Here is a 22,634-nt window from a genome sequence, read left to right as displayed (position 1 = left end):
TTGTTATGGAGCTGGAAACCTTATTGGTGATCGCCATGTTCGCCTCCTTTATGGGCCTGTTGCTACTGGGCTTCCCCGTGGCGTGGGTGCTGGCCGGAACCGGATTGTTGTTCGCCATGGTGGGGCACGTACTGGTAGAACAGTTTGACGCTAATCTCTGGTTTACCTGGAACGGCACCATAGGGGTATTGGATGCCCGTATCTTTGGCATTGTGGCCAACGAACTCATGGTGGCGTTACCGCTGTTTATTTTTATGGGCATTATGCTCGACCGCTCAGGCATTGCCGAAAAACTGATGCACAGTTTAGTGCGTTTATTGGGCCCGCTACGTGGCGGTTATGCCGTTACCGTGGTTATCGTCGGCATGCTGCTGGCAGCGTCCACCGGCATTGTCGGTGCCTCTGTAGTATTGCTGGGCATGTTGTCGCTTGGGCCCATGATGCAGGCCAATTACAGCAAAAGCCTAGCGGTGGGCACTGCCTGCTCGGTGGGTACCTTAGGCATTCTGGTGCCGCCGAGCATCATGCTGGTGTTAATGGCCGACCGCTTGGGTACGCCGGCGGCTTCGGTGGGTAAGTTGTTTATGGGCGCGTTGATCCCCGGTGTGATGCTGGGGCTGATGTATATTCTTTATATCGTGCTACTAGCCTGGTGGAAAAAAGACGCGGCACCTGCGCCTACTTATAGCGAACGTATGGATGCCAAAGCCTGGCTGGACGTATTTCGTGCGGTTGTGCCTCCAATGGTGCTTATCGTCGCGGTACTGGGCTCGATCTTTATGGGTATAGCCACCACGACCGAAGCCTCGGCGGTGGGCGCCGCGGGTGCGCTGCTAATGGCGCTGCTAAGCAAGCGTCTGACCATGGAGGTACTTAAAGAGTCTTTATATCAAACCAGCCGTACCACGGCCTTTATCTTTGGTATTTTTATTGGTGCCACCGTGTTTGCGGCGGTGCTGCGTGGGCTAGGCGGTGACGATGTGATCCGCGATGCCATTACCGGACTGCCGTTCGGTACCACCGGCATCATGATCACCATCTTGTTTATCACCTTTTTGCTGGGCTTTTTTCTCGACTGGGTGGAAATAACCCTGATTATCTTGCCACTGGTCGCGCCTGTGGTGTTTTCACTGGGCGTGGAGCCGGTATGGTTTGCGGTGCTGTTTGCCTTGTGTTTACAAACCTCGTTTTTAACTCCACCGGTCGGTTTTGCCCTGTTTTACATTAAAGGGGTGTGCCCTCCGGGCATCACCACTCGTCATATCTATCTGGGCGTATTGCCATTTATTGCCCTGCAATTACTGGGCTTGGTATTGGTGTTCTGTTTTGAACCGTTGGCCACCTGGCTACCTACGCGAGTTTACGGCGGTCAGTAAATGATCCTGTACATGATTAAGTTATTAAAAGGAGAAACACCGATGCGCCTAACTAATAAAGTGGCTTTGATCACCGGAGCTGGCCAGGGAATAGGGCGGGCCATTGCCGAACATTATGCCAAAGAAGGGGCCAAGGTGGCGGTGGCCGATCTGGATCTGGCTCGCGCCGAGCAAGTTGCGTTGGCCATAGTGGCGGCGGGGGGCAGTGCCATCGCTCTAGAGATGGACGTGACCGACGAAGCGGCGGTAGAGCAGGGCATGGCCCAGCTGGTTCGCCACTGGGGGCGATTGGACATTGCGCTGGCTAACGCGGGTATTCAGCACATAGCCCCGCTGCACAAGCTAGCCTTTGCCGATTGGAATCGCGTACTCAATGTCCATCTGGGCGGCGCATTTTTGGTCACCCGAGCAGCCCTACTACAGATGTATAAAAATGGTGGTGGCAGCATGTTGTTTATGGGGTCGGTGCACTCAATGGAGGCCTCGCCGCTAAAGGCGCCTTATGTGACGGCCAAGCACGGCATGCTGGGCTTATGCCGCTCGGTAGCCCGCGAAGGCGCAGAGCATGGCGTGCGCAGCAATATTATTTGCCCGGGCTTTGTACGCACACCCTTGGTCGACAAGCAAATTCCCGAGCAGGCCAAAGAGCTGGGTATTAGCGAAGAAGAAGTGATCCGCAATGTGATGCTCAAACATACCGTGGACGGTGAGTTTACTACCTTAGCCGATGTGTCCGAGGTAGCAGTGCACCTAGCGGCGTTTCCCTCGGCGGCTCTAACCGGACAGGCGGTAGTGGTTAGCCACGGCTGGCACATGCAGTGATAACGATGTGAAGAGAGGAGGATAGGTGAGGCGTGATAAGTAACGAATAAATGCACGAAGGCATCACCAGTGGGTGATGCCTTCGTGCCAGAGAAAACAGAGGGTGACTGTTTATCTTCTGACAAGGCCGCGAGAAGAGTGCGCCTCGTCAGAAGACAAATATGTTGCTGTTCAATCTTCTATCTGCAACACCGGCTGTCTGCCCAGCACATATTTCAGGATGCACAGGTAAACCACCCCAATCGCTATCCAGGCAAGGCCCAGGGTCTGTGCTTCTTGCCCCATGCTGAATAGCACGTAACCGATGATCAGCAGACCGAGAACAGGACAGATCAAGTGACGAATAACCTGCCCGGAACGCTGGCGCACAAAATAGTGGTTGATCACCGACAGGTGCAACAGCAAGAAACCGGTCAGGGCACCAAAGTTCACCAGAGAGGTCAGCACATCTGGGCTGTCCAGGAACAGGATGCCAATCACCAGCGATAATACAGTCACCAGATAGATGCTGATATGAGGGGTCTTGAATTTGGGGTGTACCTTGGCCAGTACCGCCGGCAACTTCTTGTCTCGCGCCATGGAGAACAGCAAGCGGGATACCGCCGCCTGAGAGGTGATCGATACCGCAATCCCCCAGGCCAGGGCCGTGGCCACCGCCGCCAGGGTCGCCAACCAGCTGCCGCCAGCCATACCAGCAATCTCGTAGAAGGCGGTATCGGGCGACTCGAAGGTCATGCCTACCGACAGATCGGCCGCAATCCAGGTTTGTAGCACAAACAGGCTGCCCATGATAAACAGGGTGGCCAATGCCGCCTGACCGATTTTCTTGGCTGGATTGTCTTCCACTTCTTCGGCCAAGGTAGAGATGGCATCAAAACCGAGGAAAGACAAAACCGCGATGGACACTGCCTTCATGATCAGTTCAGGCTCAAAGGTATCCATATTAAACAGGGGGCGCAGGGTCAGGCCGCCAGAGCCCATGCCTTGGTAATAAAGGGCATAGAGACCAAAACCGACAAACAATGCCAGTACGATCAGCTCACCAACCAGAAAATACTTGTTCAACTTGGCGGTGAACTTGATACCCACTAGATTGCCGATAGTAGCGGTTACCAGAAAGAAGACCACCCAGACAAGCTTAGGGATAAACGGGAACAGGTGCGACAGTGCCAGGGCGCTGAACACATACAGCAGTGGCGGGATCAGCAGATAATCCAGCAACAGCACCCAGCCGGCAATAAAGCCTACCTGTTCATGAATGCCACGCTGTGCATAAGAATAAACAGAGCCGGCTATGGGAAAGGCCTTGGCCATTGACTGATAGCTGAGCGCAGTAAACAGCATGGCCACCATACCAACCAGATAGGCAGCCGGCACCATGCCGCCGGAATCGGCGGATACCCAGCCATACACACCGAAGGGCGCGATGGGGATCATGAAAATCATCCCGTAGATGATCAGATCCGTCAGGCTGAGGGAGCGTTTAAGCTCCTGTTTATAGCCAAATTCATTGACTGACATAACTCCTCCTTGATGTATTAATTGTCAGATAGATAATAAAGGCGCCAAGCGGGTCGCCCATTGTGCAATTTGCTGTTCGTTGCGAAGCAGATCATTGCGGATCTCGAGCAAGACTGCGGGCAGCCCCCTGGCGTCGCCATGCACCGGTACTGTCATGTCCTCATTTGGGTGAATATTGTAGGGTTGATTGTCACCCACCGTCAGGGGGTGGCTCGACAGTCCCTCGATCAGCAAGTGGGCGTAGTCAGACGCTTCACCGTAGAGAATGCCTATCTCCCAGGGGCGACTCTGGCCATGGTAAACGGGGGTAAAGGAATGCACGCCCACCACACGGGTCGCTTTACCGGCCTGCAGGCGTGCATCCAGTAACCTGGATACCTGCAGATGGAAGGGGAGGTAATATTGCTCGGTCCGCCACTCCCGCTCGGTGGCCGTCAACGTCTGGTTACCGGGAATATCGTGGTGTTCGCTGCGTAGCGGAATACAGTCCTCGGCCTGCAAGGGCCGGTTCAAATCAATCAGCAACCGGGAATAATTACCCAGGATCAGCGGCGCGTTCAGTTTCAACGCCAGCGCCCGGGCCAGCTCGGCCGCGCCCGGGTCCCAGCTGATATGCTCTTCCAGTAGCTGCGGAGTCAGCCCGAGCCGTTGATAGCGGGCCGGTATATAGTTGGAGGCATGCTCGCAAAGTAGCAGGACCTCGCTGTCTCCGTTGGCATTGAAAATGGTAAACGCGCTTGGCTCTGTATTATTAATAACTGAAATATCGGGATTCATCATCAGTACACCTGACTGTAACGTTGACACAGCTGCTCGGGATTCAGTCCGTCACAGATCCTAATTTCTTCTTCTTTCATGCACAAATAGGTGTCAACCAGGGCGGTCGGCAGCTGTTCGAGTAGCCGGGTGTCATCGCGCAGCACGGACAATGCCTGGGATAGCGACGAGGGCAGTCGGTGGATACCCAGGCGGGCACTTTCCGCACTGGATAATGTTTCCGGATCGGCATCACTTATCTCAGGAGTAGCAAGTTGCTCCCGTATGCCAATCAGTCCGGCCAGCAGCACGGTCGCCAGTGCCAGGTGAGGAGACGCAGTGGCGTCCATCGCGCGGTATTCCAGATTATACTGTCTGGCCGGATCTCCTCCGCCCATGGTCACCAGCGGACAAATCCGCAGAGATGTCTCCCGGTTTCTGTCGCCCAGACTGGTGTAGGCTGCGCTCCAGCGATGGGGCTGTAAACGCAGATAAGAAACCGCGGTCGGCGCCGTAAAGGCACATAAGGCTGGCATGTGACGCAGCACGCCCGCAGCCCAGGAACCCGTAATCGGCGCCAGGCCATGGGGACGCTCGGGATCATACATCTGCGGTTTGCCCTGCAGATCCTTGAAGCTGACATGAAGATGTACGCCGTTGCCCACTCCGTCCGGCTGCTGGATGGGCGAATAGGAAATGCCATATCCCAGGTTACTGGCCACTTCACGGCTGATCTCCCGAATATTCACTGCCCGATCGGCGGCTTGTACCGGGCTGCAGGGGCGACAGGTTACTTCGTATTGGTGCTGCCCGTATTCCGGCAGGAAGGTTTCCGGCTCGGCGCCAGCTTCTTCCAATACCCTCATCAGCACGGAGCCGAAAGGATCAATCTTGCGCAAGCTTCGCAGTGAAAAAGAGGGCGTGGTGGTGGATTGTTCGGTGGTCAAGGTGAACTCATGCTCGAATGCCACCATCAACTCGATACCGAACTCTTCCCGGTACTGGCGTTGAACGTCCTTGAGCAAGGTGCGCGGGCAGGTTGGCCAGGGCGCACCATCGGTCTGAACCAGATCGCTGTGGTAATAAGCCAGTGGCGTCATCTGACTGTCGGGCAAGGTATTGACCTTGACAAGGCTGGCCGGATCGGGCTTTAGCCGAAGGTCACCCAGGCTACCCCAGGGATTGGGATCGGCAATAATATCAAAGGGGGTCAGGGCACTGTTGGCCGGCACCCAGCCGCAGCCTTTTTCAAGCTGTTGCTCTGCTTCTGTTTCTAGCATGGCCCGGCCACGGGTAATGCCGGACAGATCGGTGGTAACAAAACTGGTGAGGGTCGGTTGCTGGGGTAATGACCCGTTGGACTGTGTCATGAATAACTCCACTATTTCTTCAAGGTATTAAGACGGGATACCACGGTGGCTGTGTCGGTGATCCAGCAATAACCCTTGATGGCATTCAGGCAGGCGGCATGGCGCTCCGGGCTCAGGGTGGCGCAGGCATCTTCCACCAGCGTCACGATATAGCCGCGATCGGCGGCATCGCGAACCGCCATGTCCACACACTGATCGGTGACGATACCGGCGATGATCAGATATTTGGTATTGAGGTTGCGCAGCACATAATCGATAGCGGTGGAGTTGAACACGCCGGATGAGGTTTTGGGCAGCACGACTTCATTGGGCATAGGGGTCAGTTCGGCAATCACCTGGCCTTCGGGCGCCCCCCGGGGGATATGCATATCGGATAACTTGTGATCCAGGGAACGATCCCGTCCGTCCTGGGTCAGGCTCTCGATGATGGTATGCAGCACATTCTGTTCGGCACCGCGGGCTGCCGCCAACAGTTTCTGCTGGTTGGGGATCACCTGTTGCTGCAGACGAGTGTAATAATAATCCGCCTGGGCTGGATCTAGGTGGGGGTCCAGCCCCGGCTCGACCCAGATCCGTTGCATATCAACGAATAACATCGAGGTCTCATCTTGTTGATAAGTCAGCGCGCGGGGAGAATTTGCAAAAGTACTTGATGGCATCATGTTGTCCTTATTGGTCATCTTGTAACAGGTGGCTGCCGAATTGCTGACGGATGTGATCGATTTCTTCCACCCGGGTCGTCATGGTGGAGTCCAATCTGGCGGTCAATTCGGCAATCAAGGCTTCAACCTGTGCCATGGCGGGCACCAGGGAGTCGAAAGGCGAGGGGACTTCCACCGGGGCGGCAATCACAATGTCAGCCAGCTGACGCAGTGGAGAGTCATAAATGTCGGTAAACAGCACTATCTTGGCCTGGCGACGACGGGCCGTCTCTGTCGCCAGAGCGGCTGTTTTCTGATAGCGGCGATAATCAAATTGAATAAAAATGTCACCGGGCCGCAGGTCGATTAATTGCTCCGGCAGTTGGGAAGGGGTTGCTATCCAGCTGCAGCCGGCACGCAGCAGGTGCAGGTGGTTGTACAGGTAGCCAGCCAGAAAGCCGCTGAAGCGCCCGCCATGACAACATATGCCTCTGCGCGGATCGCTGAGCCAGGTAAGCAGCTGTTCGGTATCTTGGCGTACTTGCAATTGTCTGCATTCACTTAGCTTCTCGATGGTGGCATCGATGAAATCGTCCCATTTATCCCCGCCCGCAGACCCTTGCCGGCTTTTGGGCAGCATGCTTAATGGCGAACGCATCCGTTCATCGATGTTCTGTACCAGAGCAGACTGGAACTCGGGATAACCAGAAAACCCCAGCTTTTTAACCAACCGGAGTACGCTGGGGTCACTGACCCCGCAACGTTTGGCCAGTTGTGACACCGTGGTCAGGCCTGACATGGGAAAATCGGCAAGTAACACCCGCACCAGCTTGCGTTCGGCCGGGGTAAAGGGTTTTGGCGGAGCCTCCAACAGGGCTCTGATGTCCTTGTGCATATTTAACGTTCATCCGTGAATTATTATTCGTATTATCTATTTCATTTACAAACTGTCAAAGTAATTTTGTAATAAAAATTACATTTAGGTTCCCACCGGGCTGGCAAATGGTGGTCAGCCACGGCTTGCACGTGCAGTGTTAGCAAAAACACCTTATTTCCGCGCAGTCGATAATCCAGCGCTGGTGGTACTGAACTGTGAGCCTAGGGGAGTTTGCAGGAGACACTGGACCCCCGCCTACGCGAGGATGACGGCGATGTATGTCATTCCTGCGGTTTCCTGCCGTCGTTCCCGCGAAGGAGCGACATTCTCGTGTAGACGGGGGCGGGAACTCTGAGCAGATGGCACTGAACAATCAGTTTTGGAGCCGTTTGCAGAAAGTCCCTGAACCCCACCTTCGTGATGTGACGGCAACACAGGTCATTCCCTAGAGTTTCTTATCTGTAGCAAGCTGTGTGCGATAGTTCCTGAACAGGCGTCACGAATAACTCGGTCATTGGTCATTGGTCGTGGGTCATTGTCTTTGTATAGCTGAGTGGACTGAAATGATTATTGCATTTGTGTTATCAATTGCACCAAAAAGTGAATTGGATGTTAATTATTTGGGTTGTTAATGTTATTTCACCGAAAGGGGAAGCGCTAGGCAAGGGGCCAAAGTGTACCCGTTTTTATAGTGAAATCAGGAGAGTGACCATGTCCCAGGATTTACAAAAAATGCTCGATCAGGCCTTCGATGCAGCGACTAGTTTATACCAGAAAAACGGCTTTCAGCGCCGGGTCGGTTTTGGTAAAAAGCCGGCACTGATCAGTGTCGATTTGGCTAACGCCTGGACACAGCCCGGTAATCCTTTTACCTGCGACAAGATTGACGATGAGATCATCCCCGGCATGCAACGTCTGCTGGAAGCCTTCCGCGCCAAGAACCTGCCGATTGTGCACGTTACTACCTGCTATCAGGTGACCGATCGCAACAACCCCCACACCGACATGGGGCTGTGGCATAACAAGATCCCGGTCGACTTTTGCGCTCAGGATAACGAAGAGCTGTGGGCCATCGACGATCGCATTGCCCCACTGGAAGGTGAACAGGTGCTTATCAAGAAGCACGCCAGTTCGTTTCAGGGCACTTATCTGGCCGGCTTTTTGCGCGCAGCTGGGGTAGATACCGTACTGGTGACCGGTGTGACCGCCTCAGCCTGTGTACGCACTACCGTGTGTGACGCCATGGCCGAAGGTTTTCGCCCAATCGCAGTGAAAGAATGTATCGGTGACCGCATTCCGGGCGCCGTGGCCTGGAACCTGTTCGACATCGACGCCAAGTTCGGCGACGTGGAAACAGTCGACACCTGTGTGGAATATCTGAACAAACTGGAAGCGCAAAGATAATACGAGAACAAACGATTCGGTGAGGGGCTGAAGCGGTAAATCATAGCCTATCACCGTCTCCTCTAATGGATTGAAGGAGAAGCAAATGGCACGTATCGGCGTAGATGTAGGCGGCACTAATACCGACCTTATATTGGAAACCACAGATAAAGATTCGATCGGCAAGGGAGTATTTGAACACAAGGTGGCCAGTACCCCCGAAGATCAGTCCATCGGCGTAATGCGGGGTATTTTGGAAATATGTGAAAAGGCAAAGCTGGACAAGAAGGAGATAGAACTGATAGTGCATGGCACTACGGTGGCCACTAATATCTCTATCGAGGGAAACGGCGCCGAGGTGGGCATGCTGACCACCAAAGGCTTTAGAGACATACTCCACATCGGCAGACACAAACGACCGCACAACTTCTCACTGCACTTCGATGTTCCCTGGCAATCCGCGCCCATGGTCAAACGTCGCAACCGTATTCCTATTAACGAACGAATTTTACCCCCACACGGCGAGATAGAACGCCCCCTTGACGAGCAGGAAGTTCGTGCCGCGGTGGCGACGCTAAAAGAGCGTGGCGTGCAAGCGGTGATTATCGGTTTCCTCTTTTCCTTCCTTAACCGGTCACACGAACAGAGAGCCAAGGAAATCGTTCAGGAAATGATGCCCGGCGCCTTCGTCTGCTGCTCGAGCGAAGTCGTTGACGTGATGCGCGAGTACGAACGCTTCTCCACCACCGCCATGAATGCCTATGTAGGCCCTGCCACATACAACTATCTTACCCACCTGTCTAGCGAGTTACGTGAAAGCGGCATTGGTGCGGATCTGCGTATCATGCAGTCCAACGGCGGCGTGGCGACAGTAGAAAGCTGCTGCGAACGGCCGGTCAACATACTTATGTCAGGCCCCGCAGGGGGAGTTATCGGTGGACATCATTTTGCTCAGCTCGACGGCGAGCAGAATATCATCACCGTCGATATCGGTGGTACCTCGGCGGATATATCCACCTTATCCGAGGGCGAGATCCAGATCATGAACCCGCGGGACTCCTATGTTGGCGGTTATCCGGTGATGGTACCGATGATAGACATGATCACCATAGGTGCGGGCGGGGGGTCCATTGCCTATGTGGATGAGGCCGGTGGCTTTCATGTAGGTCCTCGCTCTGCGGGTTCAGTTCCTGGCCCTGCCTGTTACAACCGAGGCGGCACCGAACCGACGGTAACCGATGCCAACGTCGTGCTTGGTCGGCTCGATCCCGATGAGATGCTGGGGGGCGATCTCAATCTGGACCCAGAACTTTCAGCCTGGGCGATCAAAGAAAAAATAGCTGACCCACTAGGATTGACCGTCAAGGAAGCCGCGTTGGGCATCCTCAAGATTGTTAATAACAACATGGCGCTGGCCATTCGATCGAACTCGGTAGCTAGAGGGGTAGATCCACGGGATTTCGTGTTGATGCCCTTCGGGGGCGCAGGTCCGGTACACGGGCCTGCACTGGCCGAAGAGGTTAATGCCAAGGCGGTATTTGTGCCACCGGCACCGGGTATTACCGCAGCAGCCGGCTTGCTGACCACCAACCTGCAATATGAAACGACCCGTTCGCTGTTGTGTGATCTGGACACCATATCCGACGAAAACATGACTCGGATGCATGACTATCTCGAGCTGCTGGAAGAAGAAATTATTGGCAAGCTGCGGGACGATGGCGTTGAGCCGGAAAACATGAGACTGACCCGCCTTGCTGAGTGTCGCTACTACGGGCAGGGATTCGAGTTGAGGGCGGATATTCCCGCGGGTGAGCTGACTCGAGAAGGGGTTAAGGAAGTCATTAAATCCTTCCATCAGGCCCACGAAACTGACTATGGGTACTGCTTTGAAAATGCGGTGGTGGAACTAGTTACCCTGCGAGTGATTGGCAATGCCGAGTCTAGAAAGCTGGCGTGGCCGTTGTCGGAAGAAGCAGGTCCCGATGACTTAGCCAAGGCTTTCATGTATGAACGGCCGACGGTATGTGATGACGGCCAGGAACACATGACTCCGCGTTATCGCCGCAAGAGCTTGAAAGCGGGGCAGCGAATAGTCGGGCCGGCGTTGTTGATGCAGCATGACTCCACTTCCTTCGTACCGCCGGGCTGGAGTGCCAAGATCACGAAACACGGTAACTTATTTATTTCCAAGGATCAGTGAGAGGATGATTGACATGAACCAGACACCGGTAAATCCCATTACGCTGCAGGTCATCAATGGCGCTCTTAAAACCATCGCGGAAGAGATGGGCCACATTCTCTATCGTATGTCCTTTTCATCCATTATCCGCGAATCCCAGGATCTTGGGGCGGGACTGTTTGATATCAACTTTCAGACTATTTGTGAGTCAGAATCCACCCCCATGCATATAGGCTCCATCCCTGCTTATCTGCGCGGGATACAAGAAACCTTACAGGGCGGAGAATGGCATGAAGGGGATGTCGTTATTCATAACCACCCCTATTATGGTTCCAGCCACTCGCCGGATCTGGCGATCATCATCCCTATTTTCTACGAGGGTGAATTGGTCGGTTTTTCCGGCAATACGGCTCACCATATCGACATCGGTGCCGCTACGCCGGGGCTGATTATCGATGTAGGTGATGTTTACGCCGAGGGCATGCTAATGGCTGGGCTCAAACTCTATGAAAAAGGAGTGCGTAACGAAGGGCTAGCGCAGATGATCATCCACAATAGTCGAGCGTCGATTCAGCTGCTCAGGGATATCGAAGCCCAGGTCGCCTCTGCCCAGCTTGGGGTCAAACGATTCAAGGAGTTGCTTGATCGCTATGGTAAAGAAACAGCCTTTAATGCAGTAGATCAGCTAATCGATTATTCCGAGAGCATACTCCGACAGCGTATCAAGGAAGTGCCTAACGGGGTATACCGAGCAGAAGGCTTTCTCGACGATGATGGCCGCAACCGCGACAATCGCCTGCCGGTTGTGGTGACAGTCACGATAGAAGACGAAGACATCACGGTGGATCTGACCGGCTCTGCACCGCAGACCCCCACTGCCTACAACGTACCGTTTGAAGGTTCCTGTAAGGTAGCCGCCTACGCTGCCTTTCGCAAGCTGTTGCTGGATACCCATATCAGCGGCACCCCCGTGCCCTCTAACGAAGGCTCGTTCCGGCCCATTAAGGTGATAGCGCCCAAAGGCTCTATCTTCAATCCGATTTTTCCGGCGGCGGCCGAGGCTCGCTTTACTCAGTGTAACCGTATGATTGATCTGATCATTAAGGCGCTGGCGCCTGTCTTGCCGGACAAGGTGATTGCCGGTAGCTCGGCATCCATTTCCTTCGCATCCTATTCGGGTATCAAGGATGATGGCGATTACTGGGTATTTCTAGAGGTGAACGAAGGTGCTTACGGCGGCCGGCCGCAATCCGATGGGCCCGATAGCATAGATAACCTGATGGCTAATACTCGCAACAACCCAATTGAAGATCTGGGCATGCATCTGCCGATGATCTGTGATCGCTACGAGTTACGAGATGATGTCATGCCCGGCGCCGGCAAGTACCGCGGCGGCATAGGAGTGGTCAAGTCTCAGCGGATGCTGACGCCTGGCTCCATTACGCATGAGAGTGAGCGGCATTTCGATGTGCCTTGGGGGATCTTCGGCGGGGCCGACGGCGCTGTAGGAAAGACCGAAATCTACAACTATGCCAGTCAGGATAACATTAGACAGATGCCGTCCAAGTTTTCCGGCCACCCCACTCAAGCCGGCGATGTAATGGCCTATTACTCCCCCTGTGGTGGAGGCTATGGTAACCCGCTGGAGCGACCGGCAGAGCAGGTCAGGGATGACGTGCTGGATGACTTCTGCAGTCTGGAGCATGCCTTTGAGATATATGGCGTGGTGCTGGATAAACAATTGGACATTGATATGGTGGCGACCCTTGATCGGAGGGAAATATTGAGTCGCATCACCAGCGAATAATCGACATTAATGTTATTTATTCATTCATGTTATTTATCTGTAGTAAGGGGCGGAATAATCTGCCCCTTATTCTTGCCACGTCTAATAGTACTAAGGACGGTATTATGAGTGTCAATGAACAATTGGCTAATAACACCCGTAGCCTAACGAATGTAAAAACCAATCATCTTCTTGAAAAATCTATTCTTCCTATTGAATCTAAACAAAGGCCTATAACTGCTTGGGGTTTTGTCTGGATATGGGTGGGTATTGCGGTGATTATCGCCACATTTCAGCTGGGCGCTAACGGAGTGTCTGGCCTGCCATTATTACACGTAATCGCAACCATACTGATCGCCAACGTGATTCTGGCGTTGTTAATGACTCTGACCGCCGATATCGGTACCGAACATGGTTTATCGTTTTCTGTTTATTTAAGGGCGCCGTTTGGTATATATGGTACTCACATACCGTCTATTTTTCGGGGACTAATCGCGGCGGTGTGGTTTGGTATTCAGACCTATCTGGGAGCTTTGGCTCTGAACGGTATTATTGAGTACCTGACCGGATTTTCGAACTGGCCGATCTGGTATCTGGTATTTGCCCTGTTGCAAATAGCGAATACGTCGCTGGGCATTAAGTCGGTAGAGCGCCTTGCCGCCATCGCGGCCCCGGCGATACTGGCTATTTCAGTGTGGATGTACTTCACTCTCGACGTATTGGCGCAAACCAAGGGCATCAATATCTGGACCTTCGCCGGCACCATGGATGTGTCTATTCTTACCTTGTTTCTGGCTAATGTGGCGTTCTGGTCGACCCTAGCCATCGATATTCCCAATATTACCCGTTACGTCAAAACCCAGCCTGGTGCCAAGGGCTTTATCGCCAGAAACCGCAATATATTTCTGGCCCAGCTGGTGGCGCTGCCCATTACTCAGGCCTGGATTGCGTTGATCGGCGCCGTGTCCTTTATTGCCGCCGGCGATTGGAATCCGATTACCGTTATTCAGGGCCAGAGCGAGGGAATACGGCTAGTGGTGTTGTTGGTGTTGGTGATACTGGCTCAGTGGTCGACCAATAATGCCGCCAACCTGATCCCGGCCTCTCTGGCTTTTGTCAACGCTGGCGCACCCTATATCAAGTATCCGATGGCGGTCTTTATCGCGGGTGTGGTGGGCACCCTGTCCATGCCCTGGGCGATACTGGACAACCTGTTTGCGTTCTTGTTTTCGTATGGGTCATTTCTTTCGGCTATCGGTGGCATCATGATTGCCGATTACTTCCTGATCCGTAAGCGTCGGCTGAACGTGCCCGAGCTTTACTCCGTCAGCGGTCAGTTCCGTTATTATAAGGGCGTAAATCCGGCCGGTTTGATTGCTTGGCTTTGTGCCGGTAGTCTGGCGTTCTATTCTGCAGAGTGGGCCTTTGTGGTTGGTTTATTATTTAGTATGGCGATGTATTTCGTTCTCATGAAATACTGGATTATGCGCATATATCCACAAAAAGAAATAACTGAAAAGAATAAAGATAATTATCTAGCTACCAGCGCAGGAATGGACTGGAGTTATAATGAACAATCGGGTTTATTTCAGCAAACTAGAGTCGATAAAGATGAGTAACGATAAAAAATAGCCTGGCTTTTAATGATGCAAGTGAATGCTTTACCTGATGAACAGCATGGTTTGCTCATCAGGTTTTTATTGTTTCTTTTTCGGCTCTGATTGATGTTCACATTCAATCAATAACACCACGGTAGCGTGATAAGTTAAAAGCGACTTTCAGTATTGTACAGACTGATCAAATTCCAAATATATTGCAGAGGTGATGAGCATGCGTCGAGTTGTTGTTACAGGAATAGGTATCGTCTCGAGTCTTGGTAATACACTGGACGAGGTGACATCGTCATTGCAAAGCGGATACTCCGGTATCGACATCAATCCGGCCTATCGGGAGGCGGGGTTGCGTTCACATGTGTCGGGTATGCTCGATGCAGATTTTAGCCGGATAGATCGCAAGCACCGGCGTTTTATGGGAGATGCTTCTGCGTATGCCTACCTAGCCATGGAAGATGCCATTGCCGACGCCAAACTTGCCCACGAACTGGTATCTCATCCTAGAACTGGCTGCGTGATGGGATCGGGCGGTGGATCCAGCAAAGATATCGTGGAGGCCAACCAGCTACTGGCCAGTGGAGGGGTGAGAAAGGTCGGGCCCTATCGGGTGCCAAGAACCATGACCAGCACGGTGTCGGCCTGTATTTCCAGCTTCTTCAATATCAAGGGGCTAAACTATTCCATTGCCTCGGCGTGCGCCACCAGTGCCCACTGCATCGGCCATGCCTTCGAGCAGATCCAGTTTGGTAAACAGGATATCGTCTTTGCCGGTGGTGCCGAGGCGGAAGATGTCAGCCAGAGTTGTATGTTTGATGCTATGGGGGCCTTTTCCACCGGCTACAACGAGAACCCTACTCATGCGAGTCGCCCTTACGACAGAGACAGAGACGGTTTCGTAATCAGCGGCGGTGCCGGTGTGCTGGTGTTGGAAGAGCTGGAGCATGCGTTGAGTCGCGGGGCGAAAATTTACGGTGAGGTAGTGGGTTACGGAACTTCTTCAGATGGACAGGATATGGTATCACCTTCCGGAGAGGGAGCCTTTCGGGCAATGCAGATGGCACTAGAGACCTGCTCTCTGCCTGTGGATTATCTCAACACCCACGGTACTAGCACTCAGGCGGGCGATCTGGTGGAAATCGAGGCGGCAAAAGATGCCTTTGCTGGAAAACTGCCAGCCTTCAGCTCCACCAAGGCCTTGAGTGGCCATGCGCTAGGGGCCGCAGGAGTGCACGAGGCTATTTATTCGCTGCTGATGATGCGGGACGGCTTTTTAGCGGCGTCGCACCATATCGAAAATCTTGATGAATCACTGGTGGATCAGCCGATTGTGATGAAGACTCGTCATGATGAGAAAGTGCGCTGTGTGATGTCGAATAGCTTCGGCTTCGGTGGTGCCAATGCCTGCTTGGTTTTTGCCCAGCAGGCATAAGCATCGGTCTGCAGTAGTACTAGGCGGGCAGGGGGAGTGATTCTTCCTGCAAATGGCGGATGAAGTAGGCGAAACTGGGGCTGATAAAGGAGCTGTTCCAGGCCACCACCGTTTCAACCTGATGCTCGTCACCTTCCAGCGGGATCAGGTGAATGTCTCTGCGGGTGAACTTTCTGACGCATTCGGTGTAAACGGAAATTCCCATGTTGGCCGCCACCAGTCCGAAAATACCGGTGCTGGTGCTGGCTTCCTGAACGATAGTAGGAGTAAACCCCGCTTTTTGGCAGCTCTTTATAAAACGAGTCCGGAAGGCCTTCCAGCTGTTTTCCGCCCCCAGAACAAACTTCTCATTTTTCAAATCCTCTAGGCGTAGGCTGCTGCGGTGAGCAAAAGGATGTCGCAACGGCAGCACCACCAATAATCCTTCGACGGCGCAAGAGAGCGTTTCTATACCGGGCATGTTCAGTGGACCTATCATGAAACCCGCGTCGATGCGGCAGTCCTGCAAGGCTCGGTGCTGTAAGTGAGAAGGCATATGCGTGAGTTCAATCGAGATATTGGGGTGTTTTTCCTTGAATCGCTCGATAATGTCCGGGAGTACGCCGTTAATAGAGAAGTCGTTGTAGGCCACGCAAATATGACCAATATCGCCCTGTGAGGCGCTTTGGGCTAAATGAACGCCCCGATCTAGGACTCTGAAGCTAGCCTTACATTCGGCCAGAAACAGCCTGCCGGCTTCGGTCAGTGCTACTTGGCGGGTTGTACGAGTGAGCAATTCCACCCCTATCGCTTCCTCTAGTCCCTTTATCAGTCGACTCAGAGCCGGCTGGGTAATAAATAATTTTTCGGCTGCCTTCTTGAAATGCAATGACTCGGCTACGGCAACAAATGCCTTGATGTGTCGTAGATCAAATCTGAAATTCATGTTTACCACTATATCAATCCTTTGAATATGGTTGTAAACAAACAATAAAGGTTAAAAAATAGCCTGTAAAGAAAGAGGAGCTATCGGATGTCGAGCCAGCTCACAATTACGGGCATTGATAACGTCTGCAGAAAAAAAACTGGCCCCCGCCTGCGCGAGGGTGATGGCAACATACGTCATTGCCACGAACTTCCAATCCTCATTCCCGATATTTTCTTCCGTCATTCTCGCGAAGACGGGAATCCAGAGCATATGGTACTGAACAGCCAGTCTTGGAGTCGTTAGCAGAGATAGACCTGGCCCCGTATTCGCGAGGGTGACGGTGAGCGACGAGGTGGTGTATGGCGGAGCAGACTAGACAACGAAAAGGGCCCAATTAGGGCCCTTTTTAAGAATGTTACCAGTCAGAGGTTATCTGGCCTGCATGTGATTATTCGGCCATGGCCGGTTTGGCGAGCATTGCCTCCTCGGCTTGGTGTCGGGCGGCTTCTTCTGGGCTGAGTTTGGGCGAGAACCAGCCCAGGTGGGCGTAGATAATGCCAATCAGCGGCGACAACCAGCAGGCGAAGGCCAGCGGAATATACAGCAGGTTCTCGGTCTGTCCTTCGGCAATGCCCAAACCTAAGGCGGTGATCACCACGGCACCACCGGCGTTCCAGGGAATAAGCGGTGATATCAAAGTACCGCCTTCCTCAACTGCCCGCGACAGGTTCAGTGCCGAATAGCCTTTGGCACGGTAGGCGGGAGCAAACATGCGCCCAGGCAGCGCAATAGACAGGTAGGGGTCACCGCCAATCACGTTGGTCATGGCCGAGGTGGCGATGGCGGAAGTCTGGATGGCGCCAAAGCTTTTAGCGCGAGTCAGAATTTTTTCCATTATCACTCCTAGGCAGCCGGTACGTTCCAGTACGCCGCCGAAGGCCAAGGCCACCAGCATCAGGGTGATCACCCAAGTCATGCTCTGTATGCCACCGCGGTTGAGCAGGGCATCGATTTCACTCACGCCGGTATCAATCTGATAACCGCTGAACATAAAGTTAAAAGCCTGCTGCAGGCCCACGTCCTGAGTCAACATGGCAGTGGCCAAGCCCAACATGGCGCCGGCAAATAAAGTTGGCAGGGCGGGCATTTTCTTCAGGGCCAGCAACACGGTCACGCCTAAGGGCAGTAGCAAAGGCCACGACAGGTTGAAGTGCTGATCTAGGCCGCTGATGATGTTTTCGATACGACCGAAGTCCACGGCTTGATCGCCAATCATGCTGAAGCCGGCGAACAAGTAAATGACCAAGGAAATCAACATGGCCGGAACGGTAGTGGGCAGCATGTTGCGAATATGGTCGAACAAGTTCACGCCGGTTACCGCTGGGGCGAGGTTGGTGGTGTCTGACAGCGGTGACATTTTGTCACCGAAGAAGGCGCCCGATACCACTGCGCCGGCAGTCCAGTACATAGGAATATCGAAACCGTTGCCGATGCCCATCAGCGCTAGGCCCACAGTGCCGGTGGTGCCCCACGAGGTACCTAGCGATACCGATACCACGGCGCAGATCAGCACGCTGGCGGCTAGAAATAGTTCAGGAGAGATCAGGCTCAAACCCAGCTTAATCAGATAAGGCACGGTACCGCTGGCAATCCAGATGCCGACAATCATGCCCACGATAATCAGAATGCCTACCGACTGCAGACCTAAACGCACCACGTGCATGATACCGTCTTCCATCTCGGGCCAGCGGTAGCCACGCAGCCAGCCGATAAGGGCGGTGATAGCCACGCCGATGGCGAGCGGAATATGGGGGGTGAAGTTGCCGAAATAAAATAGCTGCACGCCTAGCACGACAAAGGTCAGTACGATAGGCAGGCAGGCCAGCCAGAAGCTGGGTTTGCGAGGGGGTGATGTGGTCATGGTTCTCTCCTTGAGCCTGTGAGGCGGACCGGTTTGTGCAACCGACCTGTGCCATATATCCCGGGGGATGCAGTCAGACTAAGGCAGTCATGTATAAGAGTTATGTGATAAATGTAAAGAATTGTAACAAGGTTGTATCAGAGGTCGCGACCAAGGCGAGCGATGAGCGACGAAAGCTCTTTTTGTGTCTCTATTATCGCCTGGTCCAGCTCGATGGCGAGGTTGTGTGTCACTAGGTTCTGCTCCTCCGCCATCTGCTCCAGTCGTTCCAGCACCTCGGCTAACGGGGTCTGATCCAGCATGCGGGCAGTACCGGCCAGCCGGTGTGCCAGCTGGCCCAGTTCCAGGTGATCTTCATCCGCCAGCACCTGTTCAAGGGCCGCTTGGCCTGCGGGTAACTCGTCGGCGAAGCGACTGAGCATGGCTTGCAGCCGAGGTCGGCCCAGTACTCGCAGGTGTTCTTGCAGCAGGGGCTGTTCCAACTCCGGCGTTATGCGGATGCCCAAAGCCAGCCCCAATGCTAGGGTGAGTCTTGGCCATTGCACCGGCTTGGCCACCACAGCCTTGAGCCCGGCGGCCAGATAACGGCGAATGTCGTCGGGGGCCACGCTGGCGGTCAGAGCAATCACCGAGGTGTCTCGGTTCAACCCCTGAGTTTGGTGGCGAATGCTGCGACTGGTTTCCAAGCCATCGATGCCTGGCAGATGCATGTCCATTAGAATAAGGTCAAAGGCCTGATGCCGAGCCATCTCGAGTGCCTGCTCGCCGCTTTCTGCCTGACTCACTAGGTGGCCGTGCTGTTCCAGCATGGCTGCAAGAATAGCCCGGTTGATGGACACATCTTCCACTAGCAGCAGGCTGAGGCTGGGCAGGGCGGTCAGCTCGGTTTCTTGCTCCGGGGCTGGGGTATCGATACGCGTCAGCGGTAGAAAGAAGCCAAAGCGGCTGCCCAGGCCGGGGGTGCTATGCAGGGTCATGCTGCCGCCCATGGCTTCGATCAGCCGTTTAGAGATGGCCAGCCCCAATCCGGTGCCACCATAGCGGCGACCTATGCTTTCGTCCGCCTGAGTAAAGCGTTGAAAAATGCGGTCCTGTTGCTCGGGGGCAATGCCAATGCCGTTGTCTGCTACGTTGAACTGCCAGCCGCCGTCCACCGCTCGGGCGTCGAGCGTCACTTGGCCGCCGGTATCGGTGAACTTGGTGGCGTTAGACAACAGGTTGATCAGCACTTGGCGCAGCCGTCCGGCGTGGCCCGAGAGCCAAAGCTCGGCGCCGGTCGCGTCCAGTTGCAATTGGATCTGCTTGGCTTCGGCGTAGCCCTGCATCATGGCAACACTGTTCTCTAGCAGCTCATTTAGGGCGAAGGGAGCCGGCTCTTCTGGCAGCGGGCCTTGCTCTAGCGCCGCATAATCGAGCACGTCGTTAAGCAGCATCAATAGATGCTCGGCCGAGTGCTGCAGTACGTCGAGCATGCCTTGCTCTGGGCTGTCTTTTAGCGCGGGTCTGAGCAGGGTGAGGGTGCCCAGAATACCGCTCATGGGGGTTCGCAATTCGTGGGTCATGTTGGCGATAAAGCGGCTTTTTGCCATGTCGGCTGCCTCGGCCGACTCCTTGGCTTGGCGTAGGTGGCGGGTGCGTCTATCTACCAAGGCTTCTAGCCGATCTTTGTCGTGTTGTAACTCGCTCTGACGGCGCTCGACTGAGCGGCGCATGGTGTTGATGGCGCCTACTAGGGTGTCCAGTTCGTCGGGCAGCTGGCTGGGGGAGCGATCGAGGGCTAGCTGCGGGCTGCCCGGCTGGCCTTCGCCAATCTGCGCGACATGACGGGCCATGCGTTCTAGATGTCGGGTGACGCGGCGCTGAAATACCAGCATCAGGCAGAGGGCGATAGCCAATATGGTCAGGGTTTGGCCCAGCAGTATGGTCTGGGCACGATCAATCAGTTGCTGGTTAATGCTCTGCTGGCTGAAGGCAACCTCGAGCCGGCCTACTTGCTGGGGCCCCAGCGCCGAGCTGGGATAGATTAAATTGAAGCCATGCTCATGCACGGACTCACCGCTATCGTTGTGGGACAGCAATAGCGGTTTACTAAGGGCGTCACCGGTTACAGTCAGTCGAGCCATGTGCGGCATGTCGAGCATGCTTGCCAGCTGCAAGCGGGCTTGGGGCAGGTTCAGATCCCACAAGCTCTGGGTCAGGCTATCGAGATAGCTTTGCTCGATGAGAGTAAGACGGTCGTCCAGATCCTGCTTTATCTGGCGATGATCAAGCCAGAGCTGTAGGCCGGTGGACAGCAGCGAAAGGGTCAGGCTGACGCCCAGCACCAGCCAAAACAAGCGAAAACTCAGCGGATGCCGGCGCCGGTAACGTGGCAGCAGGGTTAACAGGGAATTCATTCAAGGGGCGTCCAGGTAATGGCGTTCAAAAAAGAAGGTAATGCGTTGAATATAATGATCGTCGGTAAGCGCTTGTAGCCGTGCCGACAAGGCCGGCAATAGTGGTTCTAGGCGCGAGCTTTTGGGTAAGGCCAGATGATAATATTCCAAGGTGAGCAGTTCGGGCAGGGGAAATATTTGGCCGGTCAGTCCGAGCTTTTGTGCCTGCAGTTTACCAGTGGACAGACCGATGGGCATGTAGTCGATGCGACCCAGTGCTAGCTTACGAAAATTCTGCTCGCCGGTAGATACCCGCTCAACATGAAGGCGCCGAGCGGAGGCTTGGTCGAAATCGTCCCCAAAGCTGTCGCCAAATAGCAGGCCCCAGGTCTTGCCGTCCAAACTCCAAGGTGACACGCTACCATTGCCGAAGTGGGTAAAGATCCCTACGGGATCCGCGACGATGGGCGTGTCGCTGAACAGAAAATACTGCTCACGCTGACGAGTTTTGTAGGCGGCAACAATTAAATCCACTTTGCCTTGGCGTGCCGCCAGCTGACATCGCTCCCAGTTGCCGAATACCTGCATGTTTACCGTATAGCCGTGCTCGGCCAGCAGCTTGTGGACCAGATGAGGAGCAATGCCGACTAGCTCGCCATCTTGTTCCCAAGACAGTGGCGGATACATGGGGTGGCCGCAGGCAGTAAGAGTCTTGCTTGAACTTGGAGCTGGCGCAGAAGTTGGCGTTTGAGCGTAAGACGACAGCGACGGCAGCAGGGCCAGCAGTAGCGTGAATATCAGTGGCATGGCACCGACCTTGGTGTAAATACGTAACCGGCACCATGTACGGTAAGGATAATTCTAGGATTGGCCGGGTCGTCTTGCAGCTTACGTCGCAGCCGACCCACCAGCACGTCTATGGTTCTATCGTTGGGGGCCCACTCGCGGTTTTTTATCTGATCCAACAGCTGATCCCGTGACAAGGTCTGCCCCGAGTGACGTAAAAAAGCCCTCAATAGCTGGTATTCGCCGTGGGTCAGCGGGGTTTGCTGGTCGTGTTTATCGAGCAGTACCCGACGGTCCAAGTCGATGCGCCAGTCGTCAAACTGATGAATGTTGGTCGTGTGCGCGGCGTTGCTTGTAGCGGCGGTGGCTCTTACTCTGCGGACCAGATTCTTGGCTCGGGCCAGCAGTTCGCGGGGGTTAAAGGGTTTGCACACATAGTCGTCGGCGCCGCACTCTAGTCCGACAATGCGTTCTATCTCGTCCTGACGGCCGGTCACCAGAATAATGCCCACCTCGGAATTGGCGCGTAACTCGCGGGTCAGGGTCAGGCCATCCTTGCCCGGCAGTCGAATGTCCAACAGAACGAGATCAATGTCTTGTTCTCTCAGTATCTGCTCGGCTTCTTCTGCACTGCGGGCTGCAAACACCTGATGCTGCTCTACCCTAAAGTACTCTACCAGACACTCTCGCGTGGTTTCGTCGTCTTCCACAATCAAGATGCGGATATCCATATCGTTTGTTCTCGTTTTTCTTGGGGGGAGTGTAGAACAGTGTCCACAGGTCAATTTTTAACATCGCCAAAGCACCGTTTGCGCCTATTTACCCAGCAGTTCGTCCAATCAGCCCTGATAAAGGTTCATTTTTTGCTATTCGTTAAAGTTTAACCGTCTTT

17 protein-coding genes are annotated in these 22,634 nt (G+C 54.2%); 7 read left to right on the top strand and 10 right to left on the bottom strand.

Translation table 11 applies throughout. The features are described from left to right. Positions 1–5 precede the first annotated feature (5 nt). The gene (locus ACFQ1C_RS12560) at positions 6–1,376 is read left to right on the top strand and encodes a TRAP transporter large permease (RefSeq protein ID WP_379558960.1); all 1,371 of its coding nucleotides are present in this window, start codon (positions 6–8) and stop codon (positions 1,374–1,376) included. Between the two features lie 12 nt (positions 1,377–1,388). Further along, positions 1,389–2,198, top strand: a complete 810-nt coding sequence (locus tag ACFQ1C_RS12555) for a 3-hydroxybutyrate dehydrogenase (RefSeq protein ID WP_379558959.1) — start codon at positions 1,389–1,391, stop codon at positions 2,196–2,198. Between the two features lie 171 nt (positions 2,199–2,369). On the opposite strand, the gene ACFQ1C_RS12550 is transcribed toward ACFQ1C_RS12555, so the two are convergent. From ACFQ1C_RS12550 to ACFQ1C_RS12530, 5 genes are read right to left on the bottom strand one after another with little or no spacing between them, the layout of a single operon-like run. Next, positions 2,370–3,719: an APC family permease gene (locus ACFQ1C_RS12550; protein ID WP_379558958.1), complete on the bottom strand. Its 1,350-nt coding sequence runs from the start codon at positions 3,717–3,719 to the stop codon at positions 2,370–2,372. A gap of 24 nt (positions 3,720–3,743) precedes the next feature. Further along, a complete protein-coding gene (locus ACFQ1C_RS12545; RefSeq protein WP_379558957.1) occupies positions 3,744–4,499 on the bottom strand; it encodes an N-formylglutamate amidohydrolase in 756 nt (251 codons plus the stop codon). Continuing rightward, positions 4,499–5,845, bottom strand: a complete 1,347-nt coding sequence (locus ACFQ1C_RS12540) for a hypothetical protein (protein WP_379558956.1) — start codon at positions 5,843–5,845, stop codon at positions 4,499–4,501. Before ACFQ1C_RS12540 ends, ACFQ1C_RS12545 begins: the two co-directional genes overlap by 1 nt. An 11-nt stretch (positions 5,846–5,856) precedes the next feature. Beyond that, entirely contained in the window at positions 5,857–6,507 is a 651-nt protein-coding gene (locus ACFQ1C_RS12535; RefSeq protein ID WP_379558955.1) for a cysteine hydrolase family protein, read from the bottom strand. Positions 6,508–6,514: 7 nt separating this feature from the next. Next, on the bottom strand, positions 6,515–7,381 hold the full coding sequence (locus ACFQ1C_RS12530) for a MurR/RpiR family transcriptional regulator (protein ID WP_379558954.1): 867 nt from the start codon (positions 7,379–7,381) through the stop codon (positions 6,515–6,517). A 693-nt stretch (positions 7,382–8,074) separates the two neighbouring features. On the opposite strand from ACFQ1C_RS12530, the gene ACFQ1C_RS12525 reads away from it, so the two are divergent. From ACFQ1C_RS12525 to ACFQ1C_RS12505, 5 genes are all read left to right on the top strand, one after another. Beyond that, positions 8,075–8,767 (top strand): isochorismatase family protein, encoded by a 693-nt coding sequence (locus tag ACFQ1C_RS12525; protein ID WP_379558953.1) that lies wholly within the window; start codon positions 8,075–8,077, stop codon positions 8,765–8,767. 85 nt (positions 8,768–8,852) lie between these two features. Further along, positions 8,853–10,946, top strand: a complete 2,094-nt coding sequence (locus ACFQ1C_RS12520; RefSeq protein ID WP_379558952.1) for a hydantoinase/oxoprolinase family protein — start codon at positions 8,853–8,855, stop codon at positions 10,944–10,946. Between the two features lie 13 nt (positions 10,947–10,959). Then, entirely contained in the window at positions 10,960–12,732 is a 1,773-nt protein-coding gene (locus tag ACFQ1C_RS12515) for a hydantoinase B/oxoprolinase family protein (protein WP_379558951.1), read from the top strand. Positions 12,733–12,836: 104 nt separating this feature from the next. After that, positions 12,837–14,330 (top strand): NCS1 family transporter, encoded by a 1,494-nt coding sequence (locus ACFQ1C_RS12510; RefSeq protein WP_379558950.1) that lies wholly within the window; start codon positions 12,837–12,839, stop codon positions 14,328–14,330. Between the two features lie 211 nt (positions 14,331–14,541). Further along, a complete protein-coding gene (locus tag ACFQ1C_RS12505) occupies positions 14,542–15,753 on the top strand; it encodes a beta-ketoacyl synthase N-terminal-like domain-containing protein (RefSeq protein WP_379558949.1) in 1,212 nt (403 codons plus the stop codon). Between the two features lie 19 nt (positions 15,754–15,772). Here ACFQ1C_RS12505 and ACFQ1C_RS12500 read toward each other — a convergent pair whose 3' ends face one another. The 5 genes from ACFQ1C_RS12500 to ACFQ1C_RS12480 all read right to left on the bottom strand — a co-directional run bounded on the left by ACFQ1C_RS12500 (position 15,773) and on the right by ACFQ1C_RS12480 (position 22,473). Then, complete coding sequence (locus ACFQ1C_RS12500; protein ID WP_379559037.1) at positions 15,773–16,678, bottom strand: LysR family transcriptional regulator; 906 nt, start codon at positions 16,676–16,678, stop codon at positions 15,773–15,775. A gap of 430 nt (positions 16,679–17,108) precedes the next feature. Continuing rightward, on the bottom strand, positions 17,109–18,581 hold the full coding sequence (gene nhaC / locus ACFQ1C_RS12495) for a Na+/H+ antiporter NhaC (protein WP_379558948.1): 1,473 nt from the start codon (positions 18,579–18,581) through the stop codon (positions 17,109–17,111). Positions 18,582–18,718: 137 nt separating this feature from the next. Then, positions 18,719–20,977 (bottom strand): ATP-binding protein, encoded by a 2,259-nt coding sequence (locus ACFQ1C_RS12490; RefSeq protein WP_379558947.1) that lies wholly within the window; start codon positions 20,975–20,977, stop codon positions 18,719–18,721. Next, positions 20,978–21,763: a substrate-binding periplasmic protein gene (locus tag ACFQ1C_RS12485; protein ID WP_379558946.1), complete on the bottom strand. Its 786-nt coding sequence runs from the start codon at positions 21,761–21,763 to the stop codon at positions 20,978–20,980. Then, on the bottom strand, positions 21,754–22,473 hold the full coding sequence (locus ACFQ1C_RS12480) for a response regulator (RefSeq protein WP_379558945.1): 720 nt from the start codon (positions 22,471–22,473) through the stop codon (positions 21,754–21,756). The genes ACFQ1C_RS12485 and ACFQ1C_RS12480 overlap by 10 nt, the downstream gene beginning before the upstream one ends. Between the last annotated feature and the right edge of the window lie 161 nt (positions 22,474–22,634).

Source organism: Oceanisphaera ostreae (assembly GCF_042676125.1).
GTDB classification, from domain to species: Bacteria; Pseudomonadota; Gammaproteobacteria; order Enterobacterales; family Aeromonadaceae; genus Oceanimonas; species Oceanimonas ostreae.
This window is presented reverse-complemented; position numbering and strand designations above follow the sequence as displayed.